Source organism: Ralstonia sp. UBA689 (genome assembly GCF_002298975.1).
Taxonomy (GTDB): Bacteria; Pseudomonadota; Gammaproteobacteria; order Burkholderiales; family Burkholderiaceae; genus Ralstonia.
In genome coordinates this window covers 18,666-42,195 of sequence record NZ_DBMV01000023.1, presented here as the reverse complement: position 1 = coordinate 42,195, position 23,530 = coordinate 18,666, and the positions used below count along the sequence as shown (strand labels likewise).

The following is a 23,530-nucleotide window of genomic DNA, read 5'->3' as shown; positions in this document are numbered from 1 at the left end:
GGGCGAATATTAGGCAGGTTTCCGGAGCTTGGCAACACCTTTATCGTGACCGGCTGATGACGACCCCATGAAGAATGCCCGCCAGCCCAGTCTGAGCCTGAGATTGCCGGCCAAAATCGACAGCAAAATGGCGCTCAGGATACCCGATGTAGTTACTCGGGTATTCCCGAAGTCACCCAGGCAACCTCTGCCCTCTGCCTATTGGTGTTTGAACGCCGGCGGACGCTTGTCCAGAAACGCGCGCATGCCTTCCTTCTGGTCCTCTGTCGAGAAGGTGGCGTGGAAAAGGCGGCGCTCCAGGTGTACCCCCTCGGTGAGCGAGGTTTCGTAGGCGGCGTTGATCGACTCCTTGATCATCATGACCGTGGGTAGCGAGAAGCCGGCAATGGTTTCGGCGGCGGCGATGGCTTCGTCGAGAAGCTTGTCGGCGGGAACGACGCGCGAGACCAGGCCGGCGCGCTCCGCTTCTTCGGCGCCCATCATGCGGGCGGTCAGGCATAGGTCCATGGCCTTGGCCTTGGAAACGGCGCGGGGCAGGCGCTGCGTGCCACCAGCGCCGGGCATGGTGCCCAGCTTGATTTCGGGCTGGCCAAACTTGGCGGTATCTGCAGCCAGGATGATGTCGCACATCATGGCCACCTCGCAGCCACCACCCAGCGCGTAGCCGGCCACCGCGGCGATCACCGGTTTGCGCACGCGGCGGATGGTTTCCCAATTGCGCGTGATGTATTCATTCTTATAGACGGTGGCGAAATCGTAATCGACCATGGCGGCAATGTCGGCGCCGGCCGCGAACGCCTTCTCGCTGCCAGTGAGGACGATTGCGCCAATATCAGGGGCGGCATCGAAGGCGAGCAGCGCAGCGCCCAGCTCATCCATGAGCGCATCGTTGAGTGCGTTGAGTGCCTTGGGACGGTTGAGCGTAATCAGGCCGACACGGCCGCGCGTTTCGACCAGAATGTTTTCGTAGGACATGGAAGCTCCAGTTGAAATCGATGTAGCATTTGCCGACCAACCGGTCGGTTAATCAATCGACCTGTGATCAGAAGGAGACAAGATGACAAACCCCACCATTCTGCTCGACTGGCACGACCGCGTGGCCACTATCACGCTCAATCGCCCCGACCAGCTCAACAGTTTTACGGCCGGCATGCACCGCGAACTGCGCGAAGCCCTGGACAAGGTGGAGCGTCAGCACGCCCGTGCGCTGATCCTGACTGGCGCGGGACGCGGCTTCTGCGCGGGGCAGGATCTCTCCGAACTCAGCTTCACGCCCGGGCAGATGACCGACCTGGGGCAACTCATCGACGAACAGTTCAATCCGCTGGTGCGCCGGCTGCGCGCGCTGCCGCTGCCGGTGATTGCGGCTGTCAACGGCGTGGCGGCGGGCGCCGGCGCCAACTTGGCGCTGGCGTGCGACATCGTGCTGGCGGCCGAGAACGCGTGTTTCCTGCAGGCCTTCGTGAAGATCGGCCTGCTGCCGGATTCGGGCGGCACGTGGTTCCTGCCGCAGCGCATCGGCGTGGCACGGGCGATGGGGCTAGCGATGCTGGGCGAGAAGCTAGATGCCAAGACCGCGCTGGCCTGGGGGCTGATCTGGGGCGTCTATCACGACGCCAAGATCCTCATGACAGAGGTCAATGCGACGGCCGACCACCTGGCCAAACAGCCGACCCGGGCACTGGCCGCCATCAAGCGCGCCATGCACGCGGCACCCACGCAGTCGCTCGACGCGCAGCTCGACCTGGAGCGCGACCTGCAGCGCGAGCTGGGCAACTCCCGCGACTACGCTGAGGGCGTGGACGCCTTCCTCAACAAGCGCGTAGCGCACTTCACTGGTGAATAAGGGAAACCCGAGCGTGACCGAGACCGCCCTCCAAGATGCGCAGGCCCTGGCCGAAGCCGCCTGCAAGAGCATGTATGACGCCGACGCCTGCACCCGCTGGCTAGGCATGCGCGTGGAGGCGGTCGGCCCCGGCTACGCCCGCCTGTCCATGACCGTGCGGCCCGAATTTCTCAACGGGCACCGCACGTGCCACGGTGGGCTGATTTTTTCGCTGGCCGATTCCACCTTTGCCTTTGCCTGCAACAGCCACAATCACAACACGGTGGCTGCCGGCTGCAGCGTCGAGTTCCTGCGGCCGGCGCACGGCGGCGACGTGCTTACGGCCGAGGCGACCGAGCAGATCCTGTCCGGCCGCCACGGTGTGTACGACGTGCGCGTATCCAACCAGACCGGCGAGGTGGTCGCCATGTTCCGCGGCAAGTCGGCGCAGATCCGGGGTCACGTCATTCCTGTACCTGACAGCACGGAACACTGAGCACCATCCAGCTCCCTATATGTAGATGTAGAGTCCTCGACAGCGCCCACCATAAGAGGACGCCGCATGACGGCGCCCCGAGGAGACCCGCATGCGCCCCCGCTCGACCGACCTGCCGCTTGATCCCATCGAGACCGCCAGCCGCGATGCCGTCCAGGCGTTGCAACTGGAGCGCCTGAAGCGCAGCCTCGCCCACGCGTATGACAACGTGGCGGCGTACCGGGCCAAGTTTGACGCGGCTGGCGTACATCCGTCGGACCTGCGATCGCTCTCCGACCTGGCGAAGTTCCCGTTCACGACCAAGGCGGATCTGCGCGACAACTACCCATTCGGCATGTTCGCGGTGCCGCAGGATCGGATTGCGCGCATCCACGCGTCGTCGGGCACGACCGGCAAACCCACCGTGGTCGGCTACACGCTGGCGGACATCGATACATGGGCCGGGCTGGTAGCGCGCTCGATCCGCGCGGCGGGGGCTCGGCGCGGCGACAAGGTCCACGTGAGCTACGGCTATGGCCTCTTCACCGGCGGGCTGGGCGCGCACTACGGCGCCGAGCGCGCGGGCCTCACCGTGATCCCGTTCGGCGGCGGCCAGACCGAACGGCAGGTGCAGCTCATCCGCGATTTCGAGCCGCAGATCATCATGGTGACGCCCAGCTACATGCTGGCAATTGCCGACGAGTTCGCGCGGCAAGGCGTGGACCCAGCGGCATCGAGTCTGGAGATCGGCATCTTCGGCGCCGAACCCTGGACGCCCGAGATGCGCACGGCCATCGAGGCGCGCTTGGGGCTGTCGGCGGTGGATATCTACGGCCTATCGGAAGTGATGGGCCCAGGCGTCGCCAGCGAATGCGCCGAAACCAAGGACGGCCCGACCATCTGGGAAGACCACTTCTATCCGGAGATCATCGACCCCGACACCGGCGCGGTGCTACCCGACGGCGAATTCGGCGAGTTGGTCTTTACGTCGCTGACCAAGGAAGCGATGCCGGTGGTGCGCTACCGCACGCGCGACCTGACGCGCCTGCTGCCCGGCACCGCACGCCCGGGCATGCGCCGCATGGAAAAGATCACCGGCCGCTGCGACGACATGATGATTGTGCGCGGCGTGAACGTGTTCCCGTCGCAGATTGAGGAGTTGGTCCTCAAACACGCGGCGCTGTCACCGCATTACCAGTGCGTGCTGGGCAAAGAAGGGCCGCTGGATACTCTGACGGTGCGGGTAGAAGCGGCGCTGGGCACGTCGGCGGATGCAGCCAGCGCGGCGAGCCATCATTTGGCGCACGAGATCAAGTCGATGGTCGGCGTGACCGCAGTCATCGAAATCCTGCCGACAGGCGGCATCGAGCGCTCAGTCGGCAAGGCGCGCCGCGTGGTGGACTTGCGACGCGGCTAATGGCGGCTGGCTAGCGCGACGCGACACCGACGGGGCCGCCCTTCGGCACCAGCACCCACAGGCGGCCGGCCTGCTTCATGCGCCCGGCCAGATCGCCGGCGGCATCGCCGTGGCCGAAGTAATAGTCGGCACGCACAGCGCCACGGATGGCCGAGCCGACATCCTGCGCAAACACCAGCTTCTGGATCGGCTCGGTCGACAGCGGCTTGGTCGTCGACAGGAACACCGGCGAGCCGAGCGGGATGTACGTCGGGTCCACCGCAATCGAGCGCTCGTCCGTGAGCGGCACGCCCAGCTTGCCGATCGGGCCATCGTTATTGCCAGGGTTTTCGGTAAAGAAGACGTAGCGCGGGTTGATGTTGAGCATCTCGTCAACGCGGCCTGGGTTGGCGCGCGCCCAGGCCTTGATGCCCTGCATGGTCGCCTGCACGGGCGTGATCTCGCCCTGGTCGAGCAGCCAGCGCGCGAACGAGCGAAACGGCTGGTTGTTGGTGCCGCCCACGCCCAGGCGCATGATGCCGCCCTCTTCCAACTGGACCTGGCCCGAGCCTTGGATCTGCAGGAAGGCCGCCTCGACAGGGTCATCCACCCAGACGACTTCCTGCCCCTGCAGCGCCGGGCTGCGGATCAACTGTGCGCGCGACGGCAGCGTCTTGCCGCGCCAAGCGGCGGGCATGCGGTACAGCGGCGTCTGGTAAATGCCGTGGCGGGTACGCGAGCCGCGCAGCAGCGGTTCGTAGTAGCCGGTGATCAGGCCGCTGTCGGTGCCGTCGTCCTTGACCACGCGGTACGGCGTGAAGTTGTCTTCAAAGAAGAGGCGCATGGCGATCGGGTCGCCGGCGTCGACCATCAGGCCGGCGGCGCACACGCGCGACCAGTCGGCGCGGCGCTTCATTGCCTGGCAGTTCGACTGCAGGGCAGGCCAGACGGAGGCGAGGTCGTCGGTGGTCCAGCCGGTCACGTCGACCCAGGCGGTCGGGTCCAGGTGGCCGCCGAGCGCGCCGGTGGGTGGCTGCGGCGTTTCGACGCGCGGCGGCGGCCCGCTCGTACACGCCGCGAGCAAGACGGCAACCAGCGCTGCCGCCAGGCTGCCCCACCCGCGCCGGCCGCTGGAGGGTTGATGAGAAGGCGATGCCACCGCTGCTGCTGTCATACGTCGTTCTTCCTGTCCGGCATGCCGATGGGCTTGGCTACAATGCCCGCACCCACGCTTTTGCCGTCGATCATGAGCGAATTCTTTGAAAACCATCCGATGATGCTGTTCGGCCTGGAGGCCGGCGTGGCGCTGTTCCTGCTGATCTTCATCGTGATCTGGACGATGTCTGGCGCCAAGAAGCACCCGCGCCCGCTACGTGCCCCGCCCAGCCACCCATCACGCCAGGGTGAACAGAACCAACAATCCGCCAAGCCCTCGGAATCGACCGAGACGGCGCAAAAAGATTCGCAGCCGCCGCAAACTTCATCGTAGTCAGTGGAGCATGCGCGGCATCACCAGCGCAAATTCGGGGATCGGCGCTTCGAAGCGGTGACCGTCCTCGGCCACACAGAAATACTCGCCGCGCATCGTGCCCACGGGCGTCTTGATGGTCGCCCAACTCGTGTATTCGAACGATTCACCCGGCGGCAGCAGCGGCTGGTGGCCGACCACGCCCAGGCCGCTGACCTCCTGCACCTGATCTTCGGCATCGGTGATGATCCAGTGGCGTGAGATCAGTTGGCTCGGCACGTCGCCAGTGTTGCGGATGGTGATGGTGTAAGCAAAGGCGTAGTTGCCTTGCTCCGGCTCGGATTGCTCCGGCAGGTAGCGCGCCCGGACCTGGACGGTGAGTTCGTAGCTCGGCATGTCAATCCACAATTAGAATTGGCGCCCATTGTGCGGCATGGCCGTGGCAGCGGCAAGGCACGGACGGACGTCTGAACCGGCTAAAATGGCGGCCTCTTCTTCGCACCTTCGCGCGCATGACGCGCGTCTTATCCGTCTCCCATCATGCCCGCAGCCATCGATCCGTCCGGTTTCCGCATCGCCCCGTCCATCCTGTCCGCCGACTTTGCCCGCCTGGGCGAAGAAGTGCGCCGCGTACTTGAGTCGGGCGCCGACTGGATCCACTTTGACGTGATGGACAACCACTACGTCCCGAACCTGACGGTCGGCCCGCTGGTGTGCGAGGCAATCCGCCCGCACGCGCAGAAGGACGGCAAGCCGGTGCCGATCGACGTGCACCTGATGGTCAGCCCGGTCGACCGCATCATCCCCGACTTTGCCAAGGCCGGTGCCGATCTGATCACCTTTCACCCGGAAGCGTCCGAGCACATCGACCGCTCGCTGGCGCTGATCCGCGACAACGGCTGCAAGGCCGGCCTCGTGTTCAACCCGGCCACGCCGCTGCACTATCTCGATCACGTGATGGATCGTCTGGACATGGTGCTGATCATGTCGGTCAACCCGGGCTTCGGCGGGCAGTCGTTCATCCCTGAGGCGCTGAACAAACTGCGCGCGGTGCGCCAGAAGCTCGACGCGTACCAGGACAAGACCGGCCGCAAGATCCTGCTGGAGATCGATGGCGGCGTGAAGGCCGACAACATTGCCGAGATTGCCAAGGCAGGTGCTGACACCTTCGTCGCCGGCTCGGCCGTGTTTGGCAAGCCGGACGCAGATGGCGCCTATCGCGGCACGGTCGGCGCGCTGCGCCAGGCCCTGGCAGGCATCGCGGCATGACGGGCTTGCTGCCGGCGGGCCCGGTCCGCGCCGTCATCATCGATCTGGACGGCACAATGGTCGACACGGCGGGTGACTTCCACGCCGCCATCAACGCGATGCTGGAAACGCTGGGGGCCGTACCGGACATGTCGGCGGAAGAGGTCGTCAGCTACGTCGGCAAGGGCTCGGAAAACCTCGTGCGGCGCGTGCTCGATGCGCGCCTGCCGCCGGCCCGGACCAATAGCCGCTTCGCCGAGGCGCTGGACGCCTATCAACGCGCCTACATCGCCATCAACGGCCAATACGTGAACGTCTATGACGGCGTGCGTGAGGGATTGGAAGCGCTGCGCGACATGGGCCTCGCCCTCGCGTGCGTGACGAACAAGCCACACGATTTCACGCAGCCGCTCCTGACGCAGTTGGGGCTGGCCGAGCATTTCGACCTGATTTACCCGGGCGATGCGCTCCCATACCGCAAGCCCGATCCGTACCCCATGCTGCGGGTGGCCGAAGCATTTGGCGTGACGCCAGCCGAAGTGGTGGCCATCGGCGACTCCGAAAATGACGCCCGCGCGGCCCGCGCGGCCGGCATGCGCGTCCTGGCGGTGCCGTATGGCTACAACCACGGCCAGCCTATACAGGACGCGGGAGCCGATGCTATAGTCGACACACTTTTTGCGGCATCGCAATTGATTCAGCCTTACGCCGAGTCACACAACGCGACTTCTGCCGCTTCCAACTGACGATCCATGTTCCTGAATCGCAAACGCGTCGACGCTGGTAGTGACCGGGGGGCTTGGCCCTGGCGGCCCTGGCACGCCCTCGTCCGGGCGTAAGCGTTTGCACGGCTGCTGATCGTTCTCCCTCGGTTTTGGCTTCGGTTTTGTAACTTGACGCGTCACGAGCGCGCCTGCCTGAGCCACCACCGCATCTCCTGCCCCAAAACGCTGACCGCCCGCCGGTCTTCCGCTGGCAGTCGTTATCGGCTTGCGGACGACCCTTGCGGGATCGCACGGTTTTTCGCGTTCCCATCCCTGATGTTCTGCTAACGTTCCGTCGTCGACCCTGTGTGTCGCCACGGCGCGAAACGCATGCCGGTGGGCGCGCACTTGCCCGTCTGGCGAATCGACCTGACCGCTCATGACCGAACTCGAATTCAAATCGCTGGCCGACCAGGGCTACAACCGCATCCCGCTGATTGCCGAGGCACTGGCCGACCTGGAGACGCCGCTGTCGCTGTACCTGAAGCTGGCGCAATCGCACGACCGCGGCACGCACACGTTCCTGCTGGAATCGGTGGTGGGCGGCGAGCGCTTCGGGCGCTACTCGTTCATTGGCCTGCACGCGCACACGCTGCTACGTGTGAAGGGCAACCACACCGAGGTGGTGACCGACGGCAAGGTGGTGGAAACGCACGAGGGCAACCCGCTGGACTTCATCGCCGCCTTCGAGCGCCGCCAGAAGGTGGCGCTGCGCCCCGGCCTGCCCCGCTTCTGCGGCGGCCTGGCAGGCTACTTCGGCTATGACGCCGTGCGCTTCATCGAGCCCCGCCTGGCTGAGACTGCCCCGCCCGACGACCTGCAACTGCCCGACATCCAGCTCATGCTGTGCGAAGAGCTGGCCGTGATCGACAACCTGTCAGGCAAGCTTTACCTGATCGTCTACGCCGATCCGTCCAAGCCCGAGGCCTATTCGCGCGCCAAGCAACGCCTGCGTGCGCTGCGCACCAAGCTGCACCAGCCGGTGGATGTGCCGGTGACGTCGCCGTCGGTGCGCACGGACACCATCCGCGAGTTCGACAAGGCGGACTACATCACCGCTGTGCTCAAGGCCAAGGAGTACATCGCCGCTGGCGACATGATGCAGGTGCAGATCGGCCAGCGCCTGGTCAAGCCGTTCCGCGATGCGCCGCTGTCGCTGTACCGCGCGCTGCGCTCGCTGAACCCATCGCCGTATATGTACTTCTACAACTTCGGCGACATGCAGATCGTCGGGGCCTCGCCGGAAATCCTGGTGCGGCAGGAAGAGCGCCGTGTGCCGGCTGGCGAAGGCAGCAATGGCAATGGTGCGGATGAATCCGCCCGCATCGTCACGATCCGCCCGCTGGCCGGCACGCGCCCGCGCGGCAACACGCCCGAGCGCGATGCTGAACTCGCCACCGAGCTGCTCAACGATCCGAAGGAGATCGCCGAGCACGTCATGCTGATCGACCTGGCGCGCAACGACATCGGCCGCATTGCCGAAATCGGCTCGGTCAAAGTGACGGACCAGATGATCATCGAGAAGTATTCCCACGTGCAGCACATCGTCAGTTCGGTCGAGGGGCGCCTGAAGCCCGGCATGACCAACATGGACGTGCTGCGCGCGACCTTCCCGGCCGGCACGCTGTCGGGCGCGCCCAAGGTGCGTGCGATGGAGATCATCGACGAGCTGGAGCCGGTCAAGCGCGGCATCTACGGCGGCGCGGTGGGCTATCTCTCGTTCTCGGGCGAGATGGACCTGGCCATCGCCATCCGCACCGGCATCATCAAGGACGGCAACCTGTATGTGCAGGCCGCCGCCGGCGTGGTGGCCGATTCGGACCCCGATGCCGAATGGCGCGAGACCGAACACAAGGCGCGCGCCGTGCTGCGCGCTGCCGAGCAGGTGCAGGACGGCCTCGATGCCGATTTCTTTTGAGTGGTAAGGAGCCCAACATGCTTTTGATGATCGACAACTACGACTCCTTTACCTACAACATCGTCCAGTACTTCGGCGAGTTGGGTCAGGACGTGCGCACGTATCGCAACGACGAGATCACGATCGAAGACATCGAGCGCCTGAACCCCGAGCGGATCTGCCTGTCGCCCGGGCCGTGCACACCGGCGGAAGCCGGCATCCTCGTTCCGGCGCTCAAGCACTTTGCGGGGCGCGTGCCCATCCTGGGCGTGTGCCTGGGGCACCAGGCCATTGCCGATGCGTTCGGCGGGCGCGTGATCCGTGCGCAGAAGGTGATGCACGGCAAGGTCAGCACCATTGAGAACACCGGCGTCGGCGTGTTCGCCAACCTGCCGCGCCACTTCAAGGTGACGCGCTATCACTCGCTGGCGATCGAGCGCGAGACGCTGCCCGACTGCCTGGAGGTCACCGCCTGGACGGAAGATGGCGAAATCATGGGCGTGCGCCACAAGACGCTGCCCGTGGAGGGCGTGCAGTTCCACCCGGAATCGATCCTGTCGGAACATGGCCACGCGCTGCTCGCCAACTTCCTGAAGGAACGCGTCTGATGCGCGCCCGTGCGTGCGCGGCGCTGATGACGGCAGCGACGGCGATGCTGGCGCCGCTGTCGGCGATGGCCGGCACGCTGCAAGCCTGCCGCACCGCCCAGCCCGAAGCCGGCGACGTCGCCCACTGCGTGCAGGCCGCGCGCAAGGCTGCGCTGGCCGAGTTGGCGGCGGTGGAATCCGCACGACGCAACGACCTGCGCACACGCGTGGCCGCCAAGGACGGCATCGACCGCGGCGCCGCCATGGCCTTCGACCGCACCGTGCGCGCACACCAACTCTATCGGCAGGCCGAATGCGACCTGTCACGCCGCTTGGCCCGCAACACGCCCGATGCCGACCTGGCTGAAGCCGCGTGCGAGGCCGATCTCTCGCGCGAGCGCATCGGCGCCCTGCGTGAAGCCGCACAGCCGGCCACCCCGGCTGCGGCTCCGGCGGCGCCCAACTGAATACGGAACCACCATGTCCATCACCCCGCAAGAAGCGCTGACGCGCTGTATCGAACACCGCGAGATCTTCCACGACGAAATGCTGCACCTGATGCGGCTGATCATGCGCGGCGAGATGTCGCCCGTCATGGCCGCCGCCATCACCGTGGGGCTGCGCGTCAAGAAAGAGACCATCGGCGAAATCGCGGCTGCCGCCACCGTGATGCGTGAGTTCGCCACCAAGGTCGACGTACCGGCTGAGGTGTCGGATCACTTTGTCGACATCGTTGGCACGGGCGGCGACGGCGCCAACACGTTCAACATCTCCACCGCATCGATGTTCGTGGCGGCTGCGGCCGGCGCACGCATCGCAAAACACGGCGGGCGCGGCGTCAGCTCCAAGTCGGGCAGCGCCGATGTGCTGGAGGCACTGGGCGTCAACATCATGCTCACGCCCGAGCAGGTGGCCGAATCCATCGAGACGGCGGGCATCGGCTTCATGTTCGCGCCCAACCACCACCCCGCCATGAAGAACGTCGCCCCGATCCGCAAGGAGCTGGGCGTGCGCACCATCTTCAACATCCTCGGGCCGCTGACAAACCCGGCCGGCGCGCCGAACATCCTGATGGGCGTGTTCCATCCGGACCTCGTCGGCATCCAGGTGCGCGTGATGCAGCGTCTGGGCGCCAAGCACGCCGTGGTCGTGTACGGGAAGGACGGCATGGACGAGGTGTCGCTGGGTGCGGCTACGCTGGTCGGCGAGCTGAAGGATGGTGTGGTGACCGAATACGAGATCCACCCGGAAGACTTTGGGCTGCAGATGGTCTCGAACCGCAGCCTGAAGGTGGCCGACGCCGAGGAATCCAAAGCCATGCTGCTCGAAGCGCTGGAAAACAAGCCCGGCACGCCGCGCGAGATCGTCTCGCTCAACGCGGGCGCGGCGCTGTATGCGGCCAACATCGCCGGCTCGATCGGCGACGGCATGAAGCTGGCCCGCGAGGCGATCGCCTCCGGCGCAGCGCGCGCCAAGCTCGATGAACTCGTGCGCGTCACCAACCGGTTCAAAGCCTGACATGTCCGACATCCTGCAGAAAATCCTGGCCGTAAAGGCCGAAGAAGTGGCCGCCGCGCGCAAGCATCGTGACCTCTCCAGCGTGCGCGCCGAGGCCGAGGCCAACCGCACTGACAGCGCCCTCGGCCCCCGCGGCTTTGCCAAGTCCATGCGCGACAAGATCGGCGCGGGCAACGCTGCCGTCATTGCCGAAGTGAAGAAGGCATCGCCGTCCAAGGGCGTGCTGCGCCCGAACTTCAAGCCCGCCGACATCGCCCGCGGCTATGCAGAACACGGCGCCGCCTGCCTGTCGGTGCTGACTGACGAGCAGTTCTTCCAGGGCCGCGCCGATTACCTGCGTGAGGCCCGCGCCGCCTGCGCGCTGCCGGTGCTGCGCAAGGATTTCATGGTCGACCTGTACCAGGTGTACGAGGCGCGCTCGTGGGGCGCGGACTGCATCCTGCTGATCGTCGCTGCGCTGGACCAGGGGCTGATGACCGAGCTGGAAGCCTGCGCGCTCGAACTCGGCATGGACGTGCTGGTGGAAGTGCACGACGGCCACGAGCTGGACCGCGCGCTACGCCTGTCCACGCCGCTGGTGGGCGTGAACAACCGCAACCTGCGCACCTTCGAAACCACGCTCGACACCACGCTCGGCCTGCTCAAGCACATGCCGGACGACCGCATCGTCGTCACCGAATCGGGCATCCTCGCGCCGGATGACGTGCGCAAGATGCGCGCCGCCGCGGTCAACGCGTTCCTGGTCGGAGAAGCCTTCATGCGCGCCGACGACCCCGGTGCCGAACTGGCCCGCCTGTTTGCTTGATGTGCCTGAGCGATGGCACGTGAGATTGAACTGAAACTGGCTGTCCCGACTGGCGCGCATGCAGCGCTGGTCGGCTGGCTGGATGCGCATGCGCAAGCGGCTGGCTCGGTGGAGCTGGCCAACGTCTATTACGACACGCCCGATCACGCACTGGCGCGCAACCGCGCTGCGCTGCGTGTGCGCCTGCACGGCAGCCAGTGGTTGCAGACGCTGAAAACCGCAGCAGTGAGTACGTCTGGCCTCTCCGCACGGCACGAATGGGAAGTGCCGCTGGAGAGTGATGCACTTTCGGTCGAAGCCTTCGTCGCCCACAACGCAGCGGAGGCTGCCGACTATGTCCGCCCGCACGCCAGCGCCCTTGCCCCACTGTTCCGCACCGACTTCACGCGCCGCCTGTGGCACGTGGCAGCCGCTGGCGGCGAGATCGAGATTGCGTTGGATGCCGGCGCCATCCTGATCCCCGGCACGGATGCTCGCGAACCCATCGACGAACTGGAACTTGAGTGGAAACCGGCCGCCGGCAGCACGCTCGACGAAGTGGCGATTGCCGAACGCCTGCTCGCCTGGACGCAAACGCTGCGCACCGCCATGCCCGGCCTGACGCCGCTGGATGTCAGCAAGGCGCAGCGCGGCTATCAGTTGCGCGCGCAGGCCAAGGGAGCGCAAGCATGATGCGCCGCGCCGATCCGGCGCAGGCCGCCCTGTTTGACGAACCCGCCGCTGAAGCCACAAGCGGCGCTTTTGTTCCGCTCGCCAAGCAATTCGACGCCCTGCCCGCCGACTGGAAATCGCTGCTCACGCCCTGCCTTGCGCAGACCGACTGGCCCGCGCTGTGCGCCTTCGTCGACGGCGAGCGTGCGGCGGGCAAGCCGATCTTCCCGACTGATGTCTTCCGCGCCCTGCACCTGACGGCGGTGGATGACGTGCGCGTGGTGATCCTCGGTCAGGACCCATACCACGGCACCGGCATCGTCGATGGCCGCGAGATTCCCCAGGCGCACGGGCTGGCATTCTCGGTGCCCAATGGTGTGCGCGTGCCACCGAGCCTGCGCAATATCTACAAGGAAATCGAAGCGGAATTCGGCCAGAAGCTGGCCGGCACCTCGGGCAATCTGGAAGGCTGGTCGCAGCAAGGTGTGCTGCTGCTCAACACCGTGCTGACGGTCGAGCAAGGCCAAGCCGCCAGCCACGCCAAGCGCGGCTGGGAACGCATCACCGATTGCCTGCTGGAGCATCTGGCGCGCGTCGGTCACAAACGCGTGTTCATGCTGTGGGGTAGCCATGCGCAGGCCAAGCGGACACTGCTGCATGACGCGCAAATGGGGCATCTCGTGCTGGAGGCGCCGCACCCATCGCCGCTGTCGGCGCATCGCGGGTTCCTTGGGTGCGGGCATTTCAAAGCGGCCAATGATTGGCTCGCGTCGCAACACCAGCCGACGATCGATTGGCTGAAGCCGCAGGTAGGCTGAGGCTCACAGGCAACCCACTGAATCGCATCGATGACGGGTCGAACGTCGATGTTGACTCTCCGAGCCTCGATCTTGACCCTCTGAGACTCGACTTTGACTCTCCGAGGCTCGCCTTTGACTCTCTAAGCTTCGACTTTGACCCTCTGAGCTTCGACGTTGGCTCTCCGAGCGACGCGCCAATGACGCTCCGAGCCCCGTCGATGGCTCTCTGAAGCTCGATGTCGGCCTTCCAGGCCTGAGCGTCAACCTCAGAGCATCGCCGGCGGGTCTTTGCGTGTCGTTCAGATGGCGCTCCGAACCCTATTGACCGTGCGCCAGGCCTCATCAGTCGGCCTTAGAGCTTCGCCGATGGGGCTCGGCGCCTTGCATACGTGTCTTTCCGGCGCATCGTCGGATGCCCCGACGCCGGCCGTCGGGCCTAGTCCCTCGAAATGCGCAGCGCGCGGCCCAATGCGCCGCAGCGCAACGCGATCTTGGTCGTATCGGCCCGCAGCGCCTGCAGGCGCCGCTCCAGCAGGTGCATGGCCGACAGCGAATCGGACTCCGTCGCCGCATCGACCATGCGCGAACGCGCCGCCTGATCGGCAAAATCTGCCGCACCGAGTTCCTGTGTGTCTCGCGGGCGCACCCCCCAGCCACCTTCGTGCACGGCTTGGTCAAAGCGCTCCTTGGCACGCGTGAGGCTTTCCAGAGCGGACTCGACAGTCTGCTCGATGAGCGCGCGCGTGTCGGCCTCATCCAACTCCTGCGTGCGCTGGCGCACCAGGATGCGCACGGCGGCCACATGCGCGGCCACCAGGTAGTTCTGCACAATGAAGCGGTTCAGATTGTCCACCGCGCGGTGGCGGCTCTTGGGCTCGTCCAGCATGCGCGCGAAGGCGGAGATCAAGCCGGTCAGCGATTCCATGTATTGCTTGCGCTGCACGCGGTAGGCGAAATCGTCCTTAAGCGAGCCGAGCAGCAAGTCGCGCGCCGCCTCGATAAAGCGCCGGTTGGTGCGCAGCACGTCGTCCACCCGTTTGGGCAGGTTGCGGTATTCCCAGGCGGGCAACACGTAGCTGAAAGCGGTGGCGATGGCCGCGCCGATCAGCGTATCGATCAGCCGCTCGCCGACGACGTTCTTGGCGCCGGGCAGCAGCAGGTTGATCTGGATGAGCACCTGCACGCACGCGGCGATGGCCGTGTAGCGGTAGCGGACGGTGACGAAGGCGGCGCTGGCGGCGGCGGACAGGTACAGCACGCCCATCAGAATCCACGTCGAATGGGTGTAGTGCAGGATCACCGCCGCGATCACGCAGCCAATGAGGGTGCCGAGCACGCGGTCCACATTGCGCTGGCGCGTCATGCTGAAGGTCGGCTTGAGGATCACGACAATGGTCAGCAAGACCCAGTAGCCATGCGAGGCATACGGCAGGTGGCCTGCAATCCACAGCCCGGCCGCGACCGCCATCGAGATGCGCAGCGCAAAACGCAGCACAGGCGAGCGCCACGTCAACTCTTCCAGCACCAGCCGCAGTTCGTACTTCTGGCGCGTCAGGAACGGCGTCATGTCAGGACGCAGCAGCACCTTGGACGGCTCGACCTGCGTGGCGGTGGCGGCATGCAATTGCGCCATCAGGCGGATCGCGCCGCGCACCGTCGCCACCGATTCCTCCAGCGCGGCAATCGCCTCCAGCGGCGTGCCGTGGGGATCGCGCTGCAGTTCCTGCAACGCCGCGTCGATGGCGGCCATCTCCTGCTCGTACGACATCGGCGTGGGCGACGGGTGATCGCGACCGACAGCGTAGGCGACGCCCTCGATGTCCTGGCGCAGGCGCTCGATGATCCCGTGCAGCAGGCGCAGGATCTCGGCATCGGCCAGCCACTGGCGCAGCAGCGGGTAATCGGTGTTGGACGACAGCAGGTACTCGTAGATGTCGAGCATCCGCATGTGGATCTGCACCAGGCGCCCGTCGCTGGCGGTGCGGTTGTCGCGGAAGACGAAGTCGCGCGCCACCTGCTGCTTGTCGGCGACGGAAATCTGCTGGCGCACGAGCGCGTTGAACTGTTCGTCGAAATCCTTGGAGGCGTCGTAGAAGCCGGCCTTGCGCTCGACGTACACGGCCAGTTCGTACAAGCACTCGGCCAGCACCTGCTCCTTGATGCGGCGCCGCTGGACCCACGCCACCGCCATCGCAAAAGCCATGTAGCCGGCGGCACCGAGGAAGAACTGCACGGTGTGTTCCACCGCTTCGCGGAAGGCGAACTCCTCGGTAAAGGTGAGCGTCATGACGAACAGCGCCGCGAACTGCAGCGGCATCGTCTTGTTGCCGTACGCCACCATCAGCCCGGCCAGGAAAGTGACCAGCACGATCACCACCGGCAGGATCGGGTACGGCGTGGCCACCGCCACGATGAAGGTGATTGCTGTGGTCAGCAGCACGCACGCCAGCATCTCGTTGAACTTGTGCCGCAGCGGGCTGGGCAAGTCCATCAGGCTGGTGCACATCGCACCGATCGATACCACCATCGCGCCCTGCAGGTCCATCACCAGCAGGGCGAGCAGCGTCAGGCCGATCACGCCGGTGGCAGTGCGGATGCCGCGCGAGACGTAATGGCTGTAGAGGAAGGTGCGTGGATCGTGTACGTAGTCCATCGAGCGGCGCGGGTCAGGCCGCCTTGCCGCGCGCCGTGCGCACGTCGCGCACAACCCGACGTGCCGCCGCGCGCTTGCCCAGCCACGCCGAGCGCAGCGGCGACGGCTCGGAGGCCAGCGCCAGCGTGAACTGCGGCGTCGCATCCACGGCGAGCATCACGTCCAGTTGCAGCAGCTCGTCGCGGCGGAACACGTGCACGGGCACCGTGTCGCCAGCGCTGTAGCGCGTCAGGGTCTTGTCGAGCTGACCGGCCGGTACGCGCAGGCCGTCCACCGCGACGATCAGGTCACCGGCGGACAAACCGCCACGCTGCGCCGGGCTGCCGTCGAACACCTGCTGCAGCTTGACGAAACCATTCTCGGCGCCGGCCTTGATGCCCAGACTGAGCGCCGTCTCAGCCGCTTTGCGCGTTGCGCTCACGCCAATCGCCTTGAACAACGCGGGCAGCGGCAGATCATCGCGCCCTTCGGTCAACTGGCGCACCAGCGTGCGCAGGCGCAGGCCGGTGATCTCTTCCATCAGGGCGATCAGCTCGGCTTCGGTCACGCCGCGCTGCGTGTGGCCGGGCGCGTAGAAGTCGCGGCCGTAGGCGGCCCACAGCGCGCGCATGACGTCGTCGAGAGACCGTTCGCCGTCGGTCTGCGTGCGGATCGTCATATCCAGGGCCAGCGCCACCAGCGAACCCTTGGTGTAGTAGCTGACGATGGCGTTGGGGGCGTTCTCGTCCTGGCGGTAATACTTCGTCCACGCGTCGAACGAGCTTTCGGCCACGCTCTGCTTCAGGCGCCCGCTGCCGCGCAGCACGCCGTTCCACGTCTTGGCGATCATCTCCAGGTACTGCGCCTCGGAAATCAGGCCCGAGCGCACCAGCATCAGGTCGTCGTAATAGCTGGTAAAGCCCTCGAACAGCCACAGCAGCGGCGTATGCACCTCGCGGTCGAGCGCGTACGGCACGAAGGCGGCGGGCTTGATGCGCTTGACGTTCCAGGTGTGGAAATACTCGTGGCTGACAAGGCCGAGGAAGGTGCGATAGCCCTCCGTCGTCTCGTCGCGGCCGGTCACGGGCAGGTCATTGCGCGCGCACATGAGGGCCGTGCTGGCGCGGTGCTCCAGGCCGCCGTATCCATCGCCCGTCACCATCGTCATGAAGACGTAGCGGCGGTTGCTGTCGAGGAACGGCGCGACGGCGGTCTGCGGCTCGAACAGGCGGATCTGCGCTTCGCAGATGCGCTTGAAGTCGCGGGCAATGCGTTCGAGATCGAGGTTGGGCACGCGGCCGGTGAAGACGGCATCGTGCTGCGCACCGCAAGCCTCGAACGAGACCAGCGCGAAGGTGCCCATCTCGACGGGGTGGTCGATCAGCTCGTCGTAGTCGGCCGCCTCGTACCAGCCGAAGCCGTAGCGCTTGGCACCGGCCTTGCCATGGATGCGGCCACCGGCCTCGCGCAGCGCCGTGGCGACACGCCAGCCACGGTAAGCGTCACCGGCGGGCGGCTGGATGTCGACCAGGCAGCGCAGGCGGTCCGCGCCTTCCACGCGCAGGAACACCGACGTGCCGTTGAAGAAGCCGTGCGTGGCGTCCAGGTGCGCGGCCCGCACCGACAAATCCCACGCATAGACATCGTACGAAACGGTCAGCGGCCCGCTGCACGGCGCGGCCTGCCAGGTGTGCTTGTCGTGCTTGGTCAGGCGCACTGGCTTATCGCCCGATGCCGCCTCGATGCGCACGATGTTGCGTGCGAACTCGCGGATCATGTAGCTGCCCGGAATCCATGCCGGCAGCGAGAACCGCTGGCCTTGGCTGTCGGGCAAATCGACCGTGACGGTGACGGTAAAGACGTGCGCCTCGGGCGCGGTGGGGGCGATGGTGTAGCGGATCGGCTTCATGGCGGACATTGTAGCGTTGCCGTCCCATGCTGCCGATTCCGGAATCGCCTGGAAACCCGCGTGTCAGCCTAACGGTTGACGTCGACGACCACGCGGCCGCGCATCTTGCCGGCCATGATGTCGTGCGCCGCGTCGATGGCTTCCGACAGCGTCACCTCGCGCGTGATGGCGGCCAGGCGATCGGGGAGCAGATCAGCCGCCAGGCGCTGCCACGCCGTCTGGCGCAGCGCGCGCGGCGCCATCACGCTGTCGATGCCGTGCAGCGTCACGCCGCGCAGGATGAACGGCGCCACCGTGGCCGGAAAATCCATGCCCTGCGCGAGCCCGCAAGCGGTGACCACACCGCCGTAGCGCACCTGCGCGCACGCATTGGCCAGCGTGTGCGAGCCCACCGAATCCACCACCGCCGCCCAGCGCTCCTTCTGCAGCGGCTTGCCCGGGGCAGACAGTTCGGTGCGGTCGATCACATCCGCCGCGCCCAGCGCGCGCAGGAAGTCGGCTTCGCTCGTCTTGCCGGTGGAGGCCACCACGCGATAGCCGAGCTTGCCCAGCAGCGCGATGGCGATGGAACCGACACCGCCCGAAGCGCCCGTCACCAGCACCTCGCCGTCGCCGGGTTTCACGCCGGCACGCTCCAGCGCAAGCACCGACAACATCGCCGTGTAACCCGCCGTGCCGATCGCCATGGCCTGCCGCGCATCGAGCCCGGCCGGCAGCGCGACGAGCCAATCGCCGGACAGGCGCGCCCGCTGTGCGAGGCAGCCCCAATGCACCTCGCCGACGCCCCAGCCGTTGAGCACGACGGCATCGCCCGTCTTCCAATCCGGATGCGACGAATCCAGCACCACGCCCGCGCCGTCGATGCCGGCCACCATCGGCCACTTGCGCACCACTGGCCCTTTGCCGGTGATGGCCAGGCCGTCCTTGTAATTGATCGTCGACCAATCCACGCGGATCAGCACGTCGCCGGCGGTCACCTCGTTGGCGAGCGCCTCGGATGAGTTGAGCGCGGCCTCGTCGAGTTCGACGACGTGGGCCAGCGGACCGCCATCCTGCTTTTCCAGCATCAGTGCGCGAAACGACATGGTGTCTCCGGTGTGGTTGTGTTGGGCAGGGGCAAAGAAAAAGCGCCGGGGAGACCGGCGCGTTCATATTGTGGCTTACGACTTCTTGAGCGAGGCGAACTTGCGCTCCAGCGTGGCCGCATCGATCAGGCCCGGGGCCCGCGAGCCGTCGGGGAAGATGATGGCCGGCGTGCCCGTCACGTTGAGCGACTGGCCGAGCTTGAGGTTGGCCTCCAGCGGCGTCTCGCAGTTGCCGGCGCCGCCCGGGGCGGTTTTGGCGGTCATCCAGTCGCGCCAGGCCTTGGCCCGGTCGGCCGAGCACCAGATCTGCTTGGCCTTGGTGTTGGAGTCTTCCGAGAGGATCGGGAACAGGAACGTGTAGACCGTGATGTTGTCGACCTGCGTGAGCATCTGCTCCAGCTTGTGGCAGTACGGGCAGTTCGGATCCGAGAACACGGCGATCTTGCGTGCGCCGTTGCCCTTGACCCACTTGACTGCGCGGTCCAGCGGCAGGTCGGCCCACTTGACGCGGTTCAGTTCGGCCAGATGCTCTTGCGTGAGGTTGGTGGCGGTCTGTGTGTCCAGCAGGTCGCCGTTGAGCACGTAGCGGCCGGTGGCATCGCTGTAGACGACCTGGCTGCCAAGGTTGATCTCGTACAGGCCCGCCAGCGGCGACTTGGCGACGCTCTTGATCTCGACATTGGCTCCGAGTGCTTTCTGCACGCTGGCCTTGACCTTGTCCAGCGCGGGCTCGGCGGCGCCGGCCGTCAGCACATAACCCGCGCCAATGGCGGCCACTGCCACCGCCGAGGCGATGGCCGCCACCCGAATACGAAACGACATAAAAGCTCCTGGAACCCCGAAAGCGCAGGCTGATGGTTCAGCCGAGTGCATGCCTGACCAGCAGGCGTTTGATGAATGGCGTCATGCCCACCATGCGCATGCCCGCATTGCGTACCGTGCGGGGCAGCGCGCCCGGCAGGGCGAACAGCTTGTGCAGGCCGTCGGTGGCGGCCGTGAGCGAGAGCAGGTCTTCGCGGCGGGCACGCTCGTAACGGCGCAACAACCTCAGATCGCCATGATCGCGCATGGTTTCACGTTCCGCCATCACCTTGCCAATTTCAGCCACATCCCTAAGGCCAAGATTCATGCCCTGCCCGGCCAGCGGATGGATCACATGGGCCGCGTCGCCCACCAGCGCCACCCGCGGCGCGACCAGCCGGCTGGCGTGCTGCAGGATGAGCGGGAAGCCCTGCGCAGGCGTGATGCACGACAGGCGCCCGAAGCGTGCAGCGACGGCGCCACCCGCGGCGGCCTCCACAGCGCGGCACAGCGCGTCGGGCGACAGGGCCAGCAGTTCACGGGCATGGCCCTCGTCGGCCGACCACACCATCGACACGCGCCGGTCGGGCAACGGCAGCATCGCCAGGATCTCGCCGCGCGCGGGCGTCTTGTCGTCGGGCGCAGCGGCCTGGGCAGCCGAGGCGCCGAGAAACCACTGCCACGCGGTGTCCTGGTGCCAGTGCTCGGCCTGGAAGTTGGCCACGACGCCCAACTGGCGATACGGCCTCGCCTCGGCTTGGATGCCGGCCTGCTCACGCACCCACGAATGCTTGCCGTCGGCACCGATCACGCATTCGGCGCGGATCACCTGCCCGTCGGCCAGCGTCAGGCGCACGGCATCGGCTTCCATTTCGAAGCCGGTGGCGGCGTGCGGGAAGGTCTGCACGGTGTGGGCGAAACGCAGCGCGGTTTCCAGCGCGCGCTCGACCAGCGACGATTCGGCAATCCACGCCAGCTGCGGCGCGCCGGCCGCGTAGGCGGAGAAATGCAGATCGGCGTGGGCATGCTCGCCGCGCGCGGCTGCGTCGTCGCCAAAGATGCGCATGTCATGCACAGGCTGCACGCGCGTCATGTCGAGCGCGGGCCAGATGCGAAGCTGTTCCAGCAGCGCCTGCGAGCTGGACGAGAACGCGTAGACGCGCGCGTCCCAGGTGTCCGGGCCGGCTGGAGTGGCAGGCGGCGCGGGCGGTGCAATGTGCGCCACACGCAGGCCGATCTGCGCCAGCCGCAGCGCGCACGCGCGCCCGACAATGCCGCCGCCGACCACAGCCAGGTGGTAGGCCGGCGCCGCCTTGGAAGAGGAAAACGCGGGTGTATTCATGGTGGGGCCGATTATAGCGGCGGGGGTTGGCGCGGCTTTGCTGGCGCGCAAATGTGCCACGGCAGCCACCTGACGCTGAAGTGAGTACGGTCGGTGTTTACGCCTACGACGTCATCGAGATACGGTTGGATCACTTTCAAGAGTTGCGACCCGACATGCACTTGCTTGCCGTCTGAAGTGCTCCCTTCATCCTGAAAGTGGCCACGACTTGGCATGCAGCCGACCCGGGATGTGACGCTACTTCCACCTCGCAATCCACATGGAAGGCGTCGCTCAAGTCATCCCCCAGGATGGACGATAAAAGCCGGGCAATTCAACGTTTTGAGGCGCGCGACCCGCCGATACAGTGCGGGTCCGATCCACGGATTCCCGATCGCCATGTGGACTCTCTCCGAACCCATCGCCACATCGACGGCAAGGCTGGCGGCGAGCGTCGCCCTGCTTGCGCTGGTCGGCTGCGCCCAACTGCAGACGCAGGCGCCGGCCGCGCCCACCGCCCGCATCGCACCTGCGGGTGAGGTCATGAGCTTTACGATCCCGCCCGACGCGCTGGGCGCGCATGACCCGCAACTGACTGCCGTACTGACCAAGGCCGGCGCGCTGGCCGCTGCGCAAAAGCGCCCCGCGACAATCCAGGTGGCCGCGCTGGCGCAGGATTTCCGCTACCTGAACCAGGCACTGTGGAACGGCGTGCCTGCGCAGCGCGCCGGCTACGTCCGCCTGGAAAACCTGACCGTCAGCGCGAGCCAGCCATACAGCGTGACGATCCGCACGCAGGATTGACGGAGGCCGCATGCGTATGACTCATCTACTCTTTCCGCTCACCGTCGGCCTGCTGACCGTGCCGGTGTACGCCACGCCGCCTGACGCACCCATGCCGGCAATGGCCGCCGCGCCAGACAAGGTCTATCCGCCGCTGCCCTCGCTGGCCATGCTACCGCCCGGTGGAGGTAGCGAGGTCGAGCCCGCGCCCACCTCCGCAGTGCGCACGCGCGGCGGCAAGCGCAAAGTGGCCCTTGCCCAGGCACGCAAAGCGGCCGAGCCGGTGCCGCGCATGGTGGTGTCCGAGGCGTCGCACACATATCTGGCAGGCATCGAGCACCAGCTCGAAACGGCCCTGCAGAAATAACCACCCAACGACCGCCCGCCGGAGCCGCCATGCCAGCCACCCTCACCCGACGTCACACCTGGGGCCGATTCCGGGGCCGGGTCAGGGGCAAAATCGGCGCGGCACTTCTGCTGGTCCTGTCATGCTCCGCAGCCCATGCGGCCGACAATTGCTTCGAGCAGGCCGGCGCCTACCAGGGCGTCAACCCGACGGTGCTGCGCGCCATCGTGTGGTTCGAATCGAAGGGTGATGCAAACGCGATACACCGCAACGCCGATGGCTCGGTCGACATCGGCCAGGCGCAGATCAACTCGATCCACTTCAGCACGCTGGCGCGCTACGGCGTGCCTCGCCGCGCGCTGACCGACGCCTGCGTCAACGTGTTCGTGGCGGCCTGGCTGCTCAAGCAGAAGATGGTGCGGCACGGCAACACGTGGCGTGCCATCGGCGCGTATCACTCGGAAACGCCGACGCAACGCGACGCCTATGCGCGCAGCATCCAGCGCGTGCTGGTGTCATGGGGGGAATTGCGCGCCGAACGCTGATGTGGGTTCGGCAGAGCGCCGCGCCTGAGCCGTACTAGTAGTACGAAACGGCGGCGTAGGCCTGGCGTGCTCCGATGGAGCGGCGCGGGCCACTGACCAAGCGCATCAGCTCATCCTGGCGCGGGCAGACCAGTGCGCGCACGCGAGCGTCGTTCGCCAGGATACGCATCATCAGGTCGCGCTTGCGCTGCAACTCTTCGCGCGAGAGCGCCGGATGCTGGCCGGTATGGCCCAGGCGCTCCATGTAGACGGCGCATTCGCATTCCAGCGCGCTCACACCGTCCCAATCGCCCATCTTGGCGGCGTCGACCATCTCTTCTGACAAGGCGGCGATGGCTTCGTAGCAGGCAAACAGGCTGCTGCTTTCCGACATCGGGCGGGCGGGGGTGATGGTCCAGGACATGTTGTGCTCCGAGTGAATCTTGTTGTTTGAGACACCTCATTGCAATAGGCATGCCTGCTCGCAGCGCAGCCCGCTGCGCGCGTCGGCCGGATCGGGTCGAAGCGTTGCCCTGCCTGGCTTTGCGGGACACGACATGGACTCCCCTCCCCCGTGCAGGCGCGTACCAGGACGGCATTCCGAGCGCGGTTGTTACGTTCCTGAACGTAACGTGTTACGGCGCTGTAACGCCCACCTGATGGCTCGCCGGTTGCCCGCTTGCTTCGCAGGTACT

The 23,530-nt window shown here is 66.3% G+C and carries 25 protein-coding genes; 16 read left to right on the top strand and 9 right to left on the bottom strand.

All coding sequences use genetic code 11. The features are described 5' to 3' along the window. Positions 1-198: 198 nt before the first annotated feature. The gene (locus B4F51_RS11260; protein ID WP_296225504.1) at positions 199-975 is read right to left on the bottom strand and encodes an enoyl-CoA hydratase; all 777 of its coding nucleotides are present in this window, start codon (positions 973-975) and stop codon (positions 199-201) included. A gap of 82 nt (positions 976-1,057) precedes the next feature. Here B4F51_RS11260 and paaG point away from each other — a divergent pair, with 82 nt between their 5' ends. The 3 genes from paaG (at position 1,058) to paaK (ending at position 3,717) form a co-directional block, all read left to right on the top strand. Continuing rightward, a complete protein-coding gene (paaG, locus tag B4F51_RS11255; RefSeq protein WP_296225503.1) occupies positions 1,058-1,846 on the top strand; it encodes a 2-(1,2-epoxy-1,2-dihydrophenyl)acetyl-CoA isomerase PaaG in 789 nt (262 codons plus the stop codon). A gap of 70 nt (positions 1,847-1,916) precedes the next feature. After that, complete coding sequence (gene paaI / locus B4F51_RS11250) at positions 1,917-2,321, top strand: hydroxyphenylacetyl-CoA thioesterase PaaI (protein WP_296225511.1); 405 nt, start codon at positions 1,917-1,919, stop codon at positions 2,319-2,321. Positions 2,322-2,412: 91 nt separating this feature from the next. Then, the gene (gene paaK, locus B4F51_RS11245) at positions 2,413-3,717 is read left to right on the top strand and encodes a phenylacetate--CoA ligase PaaK (RefSeq protein WP_296225502.1); all 1,305 of its coding nucleotides are present in this window, start codon (positions 2,413-2,415) and stop codon (positions 3,715-3,717) included. A 10-nt stretch (positions 3,718-3,727) separates the two neighbouring features. On the opposite strand, the gene B4F51_RS11240 is transcribed toward paaK, so the two are convergent. Next, a complete protein-coding gene (locus B4F51_RS11240; RefSeq protein ID WP_296225501.1) occupies positions 3,728-4,870 on the bottom strand; it encodes a murein transglycosylase A in 1,143 nt (380 codons plus the stop codon). Between the two features lie 72 nt (positions 4,871-4,942). Between B4F51_RS11240 and B4F51_RS11235 the strand changes: the two genes are divergently transcribed. Then, positions 4,943-5,185, top strand: coding sequence for a hypothetical protein (locus B4F51_RS11235; RefSeq protein ID WP_296225500.1), 243 nt, complete (start codon positions 4,943-4,945; stop codon positions 5,183-5,185). Here B4F51_RS11235 and apaG read toward each other — a convergent pair whose 3' ends face one another. Next, positions 5,186-5,560 carry a Co2+/Mg2+ efflux protein ApaG gene (apaG, locus tag B4F51_RS11230; RefSeq protein ID WP_296225499.1) on the bottom strand — a complete coding sequence of 125 codons (375 nt, stop codon included), beginning with the start codon at positions 5,558-5,560 and terminating at the stop codon, positions 5,186-5,188. Positions 5,561-5,704: 144 nt separating this feature from the next. Here apaG and rpe point away from each other — a divergent pair, with 144 nt between their 5' ends. The 9 genes from rpe to B4F51_RS11185 all read left to right on the top strand — a co-directional run bounded on the left by rpe (position 5,705) and on the right by B4F51_RS11185 (position 13,452). Beyond that, on the top strand, positions 5,705-6,433 hold the full coding sequence (gene rpe / locus B4F51_RS11225) for a ribulose-phosphate 3-epimerase (RefSeq protein WP_296225498.1): 729 nt from the start codon (positions 5,705-5,707) through the stop codon (positions 6,431-6,433). Then, a complete protein-coding gene (locus B4F51_RS11220; RefSeq protein ID WP_296225497.1) occupies positions 6,430-7,158 on the top strand; it encodes a phosphoglycolate phosphatase in 729 nt (242 codons plus the stop codon). The genes rpe and B4F51_RS11220 overlap by 4 nt, the downstream gene beginning before the upstream one ends. 397 nt (positions 7,159-7,555) lie before the next feature. Further along, a complete protein-coding gene (gene trpE / locus B4F51_RS11215) occupies positions 7,556-9,094 on the top strand; it encodes an anthranilate synthase component I (protein WP_296225496.1) in 1,539 nt (512 codons plus the stop codon). A gap of 17 nt (positions 9,095-9,111) precedes the next feature. Continuing rightward, complete coding sequence (locus B4F51_RS11210; protein WP_296225495.1) at positions 9,112-9,681, top strand: aminodeoxychorismate/anthranilate synthase component II; 570 nt, start codon at positions 9,112-9,114, stop codon at positions 9,679-9,681. Continuing rightward, complete coding sequence (locus tag B4F51_RS11205; RefSeq protein WP_296225494.1) at positions 9,681-10,127, top strand: lysozyme inhibitor LprI family protein; 447 nt, start codon at positions 9,681-9,683, stop codon at positions 10,125-10,127. Before B4F51_RS11210 ends, B4F51_RS11205 begins: the two co-directional genes overlap by 1 nt. A 13-nt stretch (positions 10,128-10,140) precedes the next feature. Then, a complete protein-coding gene (trpD, locus tag B4F51_RS11200) occupies positions 10,141-11,178 on the top strand; it encodes an anthranilate phosphoribosyltransferase (RefSeq protein WP_296225493.1) in 1,038 nt (345 codons plus the stop codon). 1 nt (position 11,179) lies between these two features. Then, positions 11,180-11,983 (top strand): indole-3-glycerol phosphate synthase TrpC, encoded by an 804-nt coding sequence (gene trpC / locus B4F51_RS11195; RefSeq protein ID WP_296225491.1) that lies wholly within the window; start codon positions 11,180-11,182, stop codon positions 11,981-11,983. Positions 11,984-11,995: 12 nt separating this feature from the next. Then, the gene (locus B4F51_RS11190; RefSeq protein WP_296225489.1) at positions 11,996-12,655 is read left to right on the top strand and encodes a CYTH domain-containing protein; all 660 of its coding nucleotides are present in this window, start codon (positions 11,996-11,998) and stop codon (positions 12,653-12,655) included. Next, positions 12,652-13,452, top strand: coding sequence for a uracil-DNA glycosylase (locus B4F51_RS11185; RefSeq protein WP_296225487.1), 801 nt, complete (start codon positions 12,652-12,654; stop codon positions 13,450-13,452). Before B4F51_RS11190 ends, B4F51_RS11185 begins: the two co-directional genes overlap by 4 nt. Positions 13,453-13,870: 418 nt before the next feature. Here B4F51_RS11185 and B4F51_RS11180 read toward each other — a convergent pair whose 3' ends face one another. The 5 genes from B4F51_RS11180 to B4F51_RS11160 form a co-directional block, all read right to left on the bottom strand. Beyond that, positions 13,871-16,087, bottom strand: a complete 2,217-nt coding sequence (locus B4F51_RS11180) for an FUSC family protein (protein WP_296225485.1) — start codon at positions 16,085-16,087, stop codon at positions 13,871-13,873. A 13-nt stretch (positions 16,088-16,100) separates the two neighbouring features. Beyond that, positions 16,101-17,975, bottom strand: coding sequence for a M61 family metallopeptidase (locus B4F51_RS11175; protein WP_296225509.1), 1,875 nt, complete (start codon positions 17,973-17,975; stop codon positions 16,101-16,103). 68 nt (positions 17,976-18,043) lie between these two features. Beyond that, positions 18,044-19,060: an MDR family oxidoreductase gene (locus tag B4F51_RS11170; protein ID WP_296225483.1), complete on the bottom strand. Its 1,017-nt coding sequence runs from the start codon at positions 19,058-19,060 to the stop codon at positions 18,044-18,046. Between the two features lie 75 nt (positions 19,061-19,135). Further along, the gene (locus B4F51_RS11165) at positions 19,136-19,882 is read right to left on the bottom strand and encodes a DsbC family protein (protein ID WP_296225481.1); all 747 of its coding nucleotides are present in this window, start codon (positions 19,880-19,882) and stop codon (positions 19,136-19,138) included. A 37-nt stretch (positions 19,883-19,919) separates the two neighbouring features. Beyond that, positions 19,920-21,203 carry a UbiH/UbiF family hydroxylase gene (locus tag B4F51_RS11160; RefSeq protein ID WP_296225479.1) on the bottom strand — a complete coding sequence of 428 codons (1,284 nt, stop codon included), beginning with the start codon at positions 21,201-21,203 and terminating at the stop codon, positions 19,920-19,922. 378 nt (positions 21,204-21,581) lie between these two features. Here B4F51_RS11160 and B4F51_RS11155 point away from each other — a divergent pair, with 378 nt between their 5' ends. From B4F51_RS11155 to B4F51_RS11145, 3 genes are read left to right on the top strand one after another with little or no spacing between them, the layout of a single operon-like run. Beyond that, positions 21,582-21,986, top strand: a complete 405-nt coding sequence (locus tag B4F51_RS11155; protein WP_296225478.1) for a hypothetical protein — start codon at positions 21,582-21,584, stop codon at positions 21,984-21,986. Positions 21,987-21,996: 10 nt separating this feature from the next. After that, the gene (locus B4F51_RS11150; RefSeq protein WP_296225476.1) at positions 21,997-22,332 is read left to right on the top strand and encodes a hypothetical protein; all 336 of its coding nucleotides are present in this window, start codon (positions 21,997-21,999) and stop codon (positions 22,330-22,332) included. A 29-nt stretch (positions 22,333-22,361) separates the two neighbouring features. After that, positions 22,362-22,856 carry a lytic transglycosylase domain-containing protein gene (locus tag B4F51_RS11145; RefSeq protein WP_296225473.1) on the top strand — a complete coding sequence of 165 codons (495 nt, stop codon included), beginning with the start codon at positions 22,362-22,364 and terminating at the stop codon, positions 22,854-22,856. 34 nt (positions 22,857-22,890) lie between these two features. On the opposite strand, the gene B4F51_RS11140 is transcribed toward B4F51_RS11145, so the two are convergent. Then, positions 22,891-23,259 carry a flagellar protein FliT gene (locus B4F51_RS11140; protein WP_296225471.1) on the bottom strand — a complete coding sequence of 123 codons (369 nt, stop codon included), beginning with the start codon at positions 23,257-23,259 and terminating at the stop codon, positions 22,891-22,893. Positions 23,260-23,530: the final 271 nt, after the last annotated feature.

Excerpts from the sequence above, each read along its gene's own strand:
- B4F51_RS11260 (WP_296225504.1), bottom strand. The coding sequence starts at position 975 with ATGTCCTACGAAAACATTCTGGTCGAAACGCGCGGCCGTGTCGGCCTG.
- paaG (WP_296225503.1), top strand. The coding sequence starts at position 1,058 with ATGACAAACCCCACCATTCTGCTCGACTGGCACGACCGCGTGGCCACT.
- paaI (WP_296225511.1), top strand. The coding sequence starts at position 1,917 with ATGTATGACGCCGACGCCTGCACCCGCTGGCTAGGCATGCGCGTGGAG.
- paaK (WP_296225502.1), top strand. The coding sequence starts at position 2,413 with ATGCGCCCCCGCTCGACCGACCTGCCGCTTGATCCCATCGAGACCGCC.
- B4F51_RS11240 (WP_296225501.1), bottom strand. The coding sequence starts at position 4,870 with ATGACAGCAGCAGCGGTGGCATCGCCTTCTCATCAACCCTCCAGCGGC.
- B4F51_RS11235 (WP_296225500.1), top strand. The coding sequence starts at position 4,943 with ATGAGCGAATTCTTTGAAAACCATCCGATGATGCTGTTCGGCCTGGAG.
- apaG (WP_296225499.1), bottom strand. The coding sequence starts at position 5,560 with ATGCCGAGCTACGAACTCACCGTCCAGGTCCGGGCGCGCTACCTGCCG.
- rpe (WP_296225498.1), top strand. The coding sequence starts at position 5,705 with ATGCCCGCAGCCATCGATCCGTCCGGTTTCCGCATCGCCCCGTCCATC.
- B4F51_RS11220 (WP_296225497.1), top strand. The coding sequence starts at position 6,430 with ATGACGGGCTTGCTGCCGGCGGGCCCGGTCCGCGCCGTCATCATCGAT.
- trpE (WP_296225496.1), top strand. The coding sequence starts at position 7,556 with ATGACCGAACTCGAATTCAAATCGCTGGCCGACCAGGGCTACAACCGC.
- B4F51_RS11210 (WP_296225495.1), top strand. The coding sequence starts at position 9,112 with ATGCTTTTGATGATCGACAACTACGACTCCTTTACCTACAACATCGTC.
- B4F51_RS11205 (WP_296225494.1), top strand. The coding sequence starts at position 9,681 with ATGCGCGCCCGTGCGTGCGCGGCGCTGATGACGGCAGCGACGGCGATG.
- trpD (WP_296225493.1), top strand. The coding sequence starts at position 10,141 with ATGTCCATCACCCCGCAAGAAGCGCTGACGCGCTGTATCGAACACCGC.
- trpC (WP_296225491.1), top strand. The coding sequence starts at position 11,180 with ATGTCCGACATCCTGCAGAAAATCCTGGCCGTAAAGGCCGAAGAAGTG.
- B4F51_RS11190 (WP_296225489.1), top strand. The coding sequence starts at position 11,996 with ATGGCACGTGAGATTGAACTGAAACTGGCTGTCCCGACTGGCGCGCAT.
- B4F51_RS11185 (WP_296225487.1), top strand. The coding sequence starts at position 12,652 with ATGATGCGCCGCGCCGATCCGGCGCAGGCCGCCCTGTTTGACGAACCC.
- B4F51_RS11180 (WP_296225485.1), bottom strand. The coding sequence starts at position 16,087 with ATGGACTACGTACACGATCCACGCACCTTCCTCTACAGCCATTACGTC.
- B4F51_RS11175 (WP_296225509.1), bottom strand. The coding sequence starts at position 17,975 with ATGAAGCCGATCCGCTACACCATCGCCCCCACCGCGCCCGAGGCGCAC.
- B4F51_RS11170 (WP_296225483.1), bottom strand. The coding sequence starts at position 19,060 with ATGTCGTTTCGCGCACTGATGCTGGAAAAGCAGGATGGCGGTCCGCTG.
- B4F51_RS11165 (WP_296225481.1), bottom strand. The coding sequence starts at position 19,882 with ATGTCGTTTCGTATTCGGGTGGCGGCCATCGCCTCGGCGGTGGCAGTG.
- B4F51_RS11160 (WP_296225479.1), bottom strand. The coding sequence starts at position 21,203 with ATGAATACACCCGCGTTTTCCTCTTCCAAGGCGGCGCCGGCCTACCAC.
- B4F51_RS11155 (WP_296225478.1), top strand. The coding sequence starts at position 21,582 with ATGTGGACTCTCTCCGAACCCATCGCCACATCGACGGCAAGGCTGGCG.
- B4F51_RS11150 (WP_296225476.1), top strand. The coding sequence starts at position 21,997 with ATGCGTATGACTCATCTACTCTTTCCGCTCACCGTCGGCCTGCTGACC.
- B4F51_RS11145 (WP_296225473.1), top strand. The coding sequence starts at position 22,362 with ATGCCAGCCACCCTCACCCGACGTCACACCTGGGGCCGATTCCGGGGC.
- B4F51_RS11140 (WP_296225471.1), bottom strand. The coding sequence starts at position 23,259 with ATGTCCTGGACCATCACCCCCGCCCGCCCGATGTCGGAAAGCAGCAGC.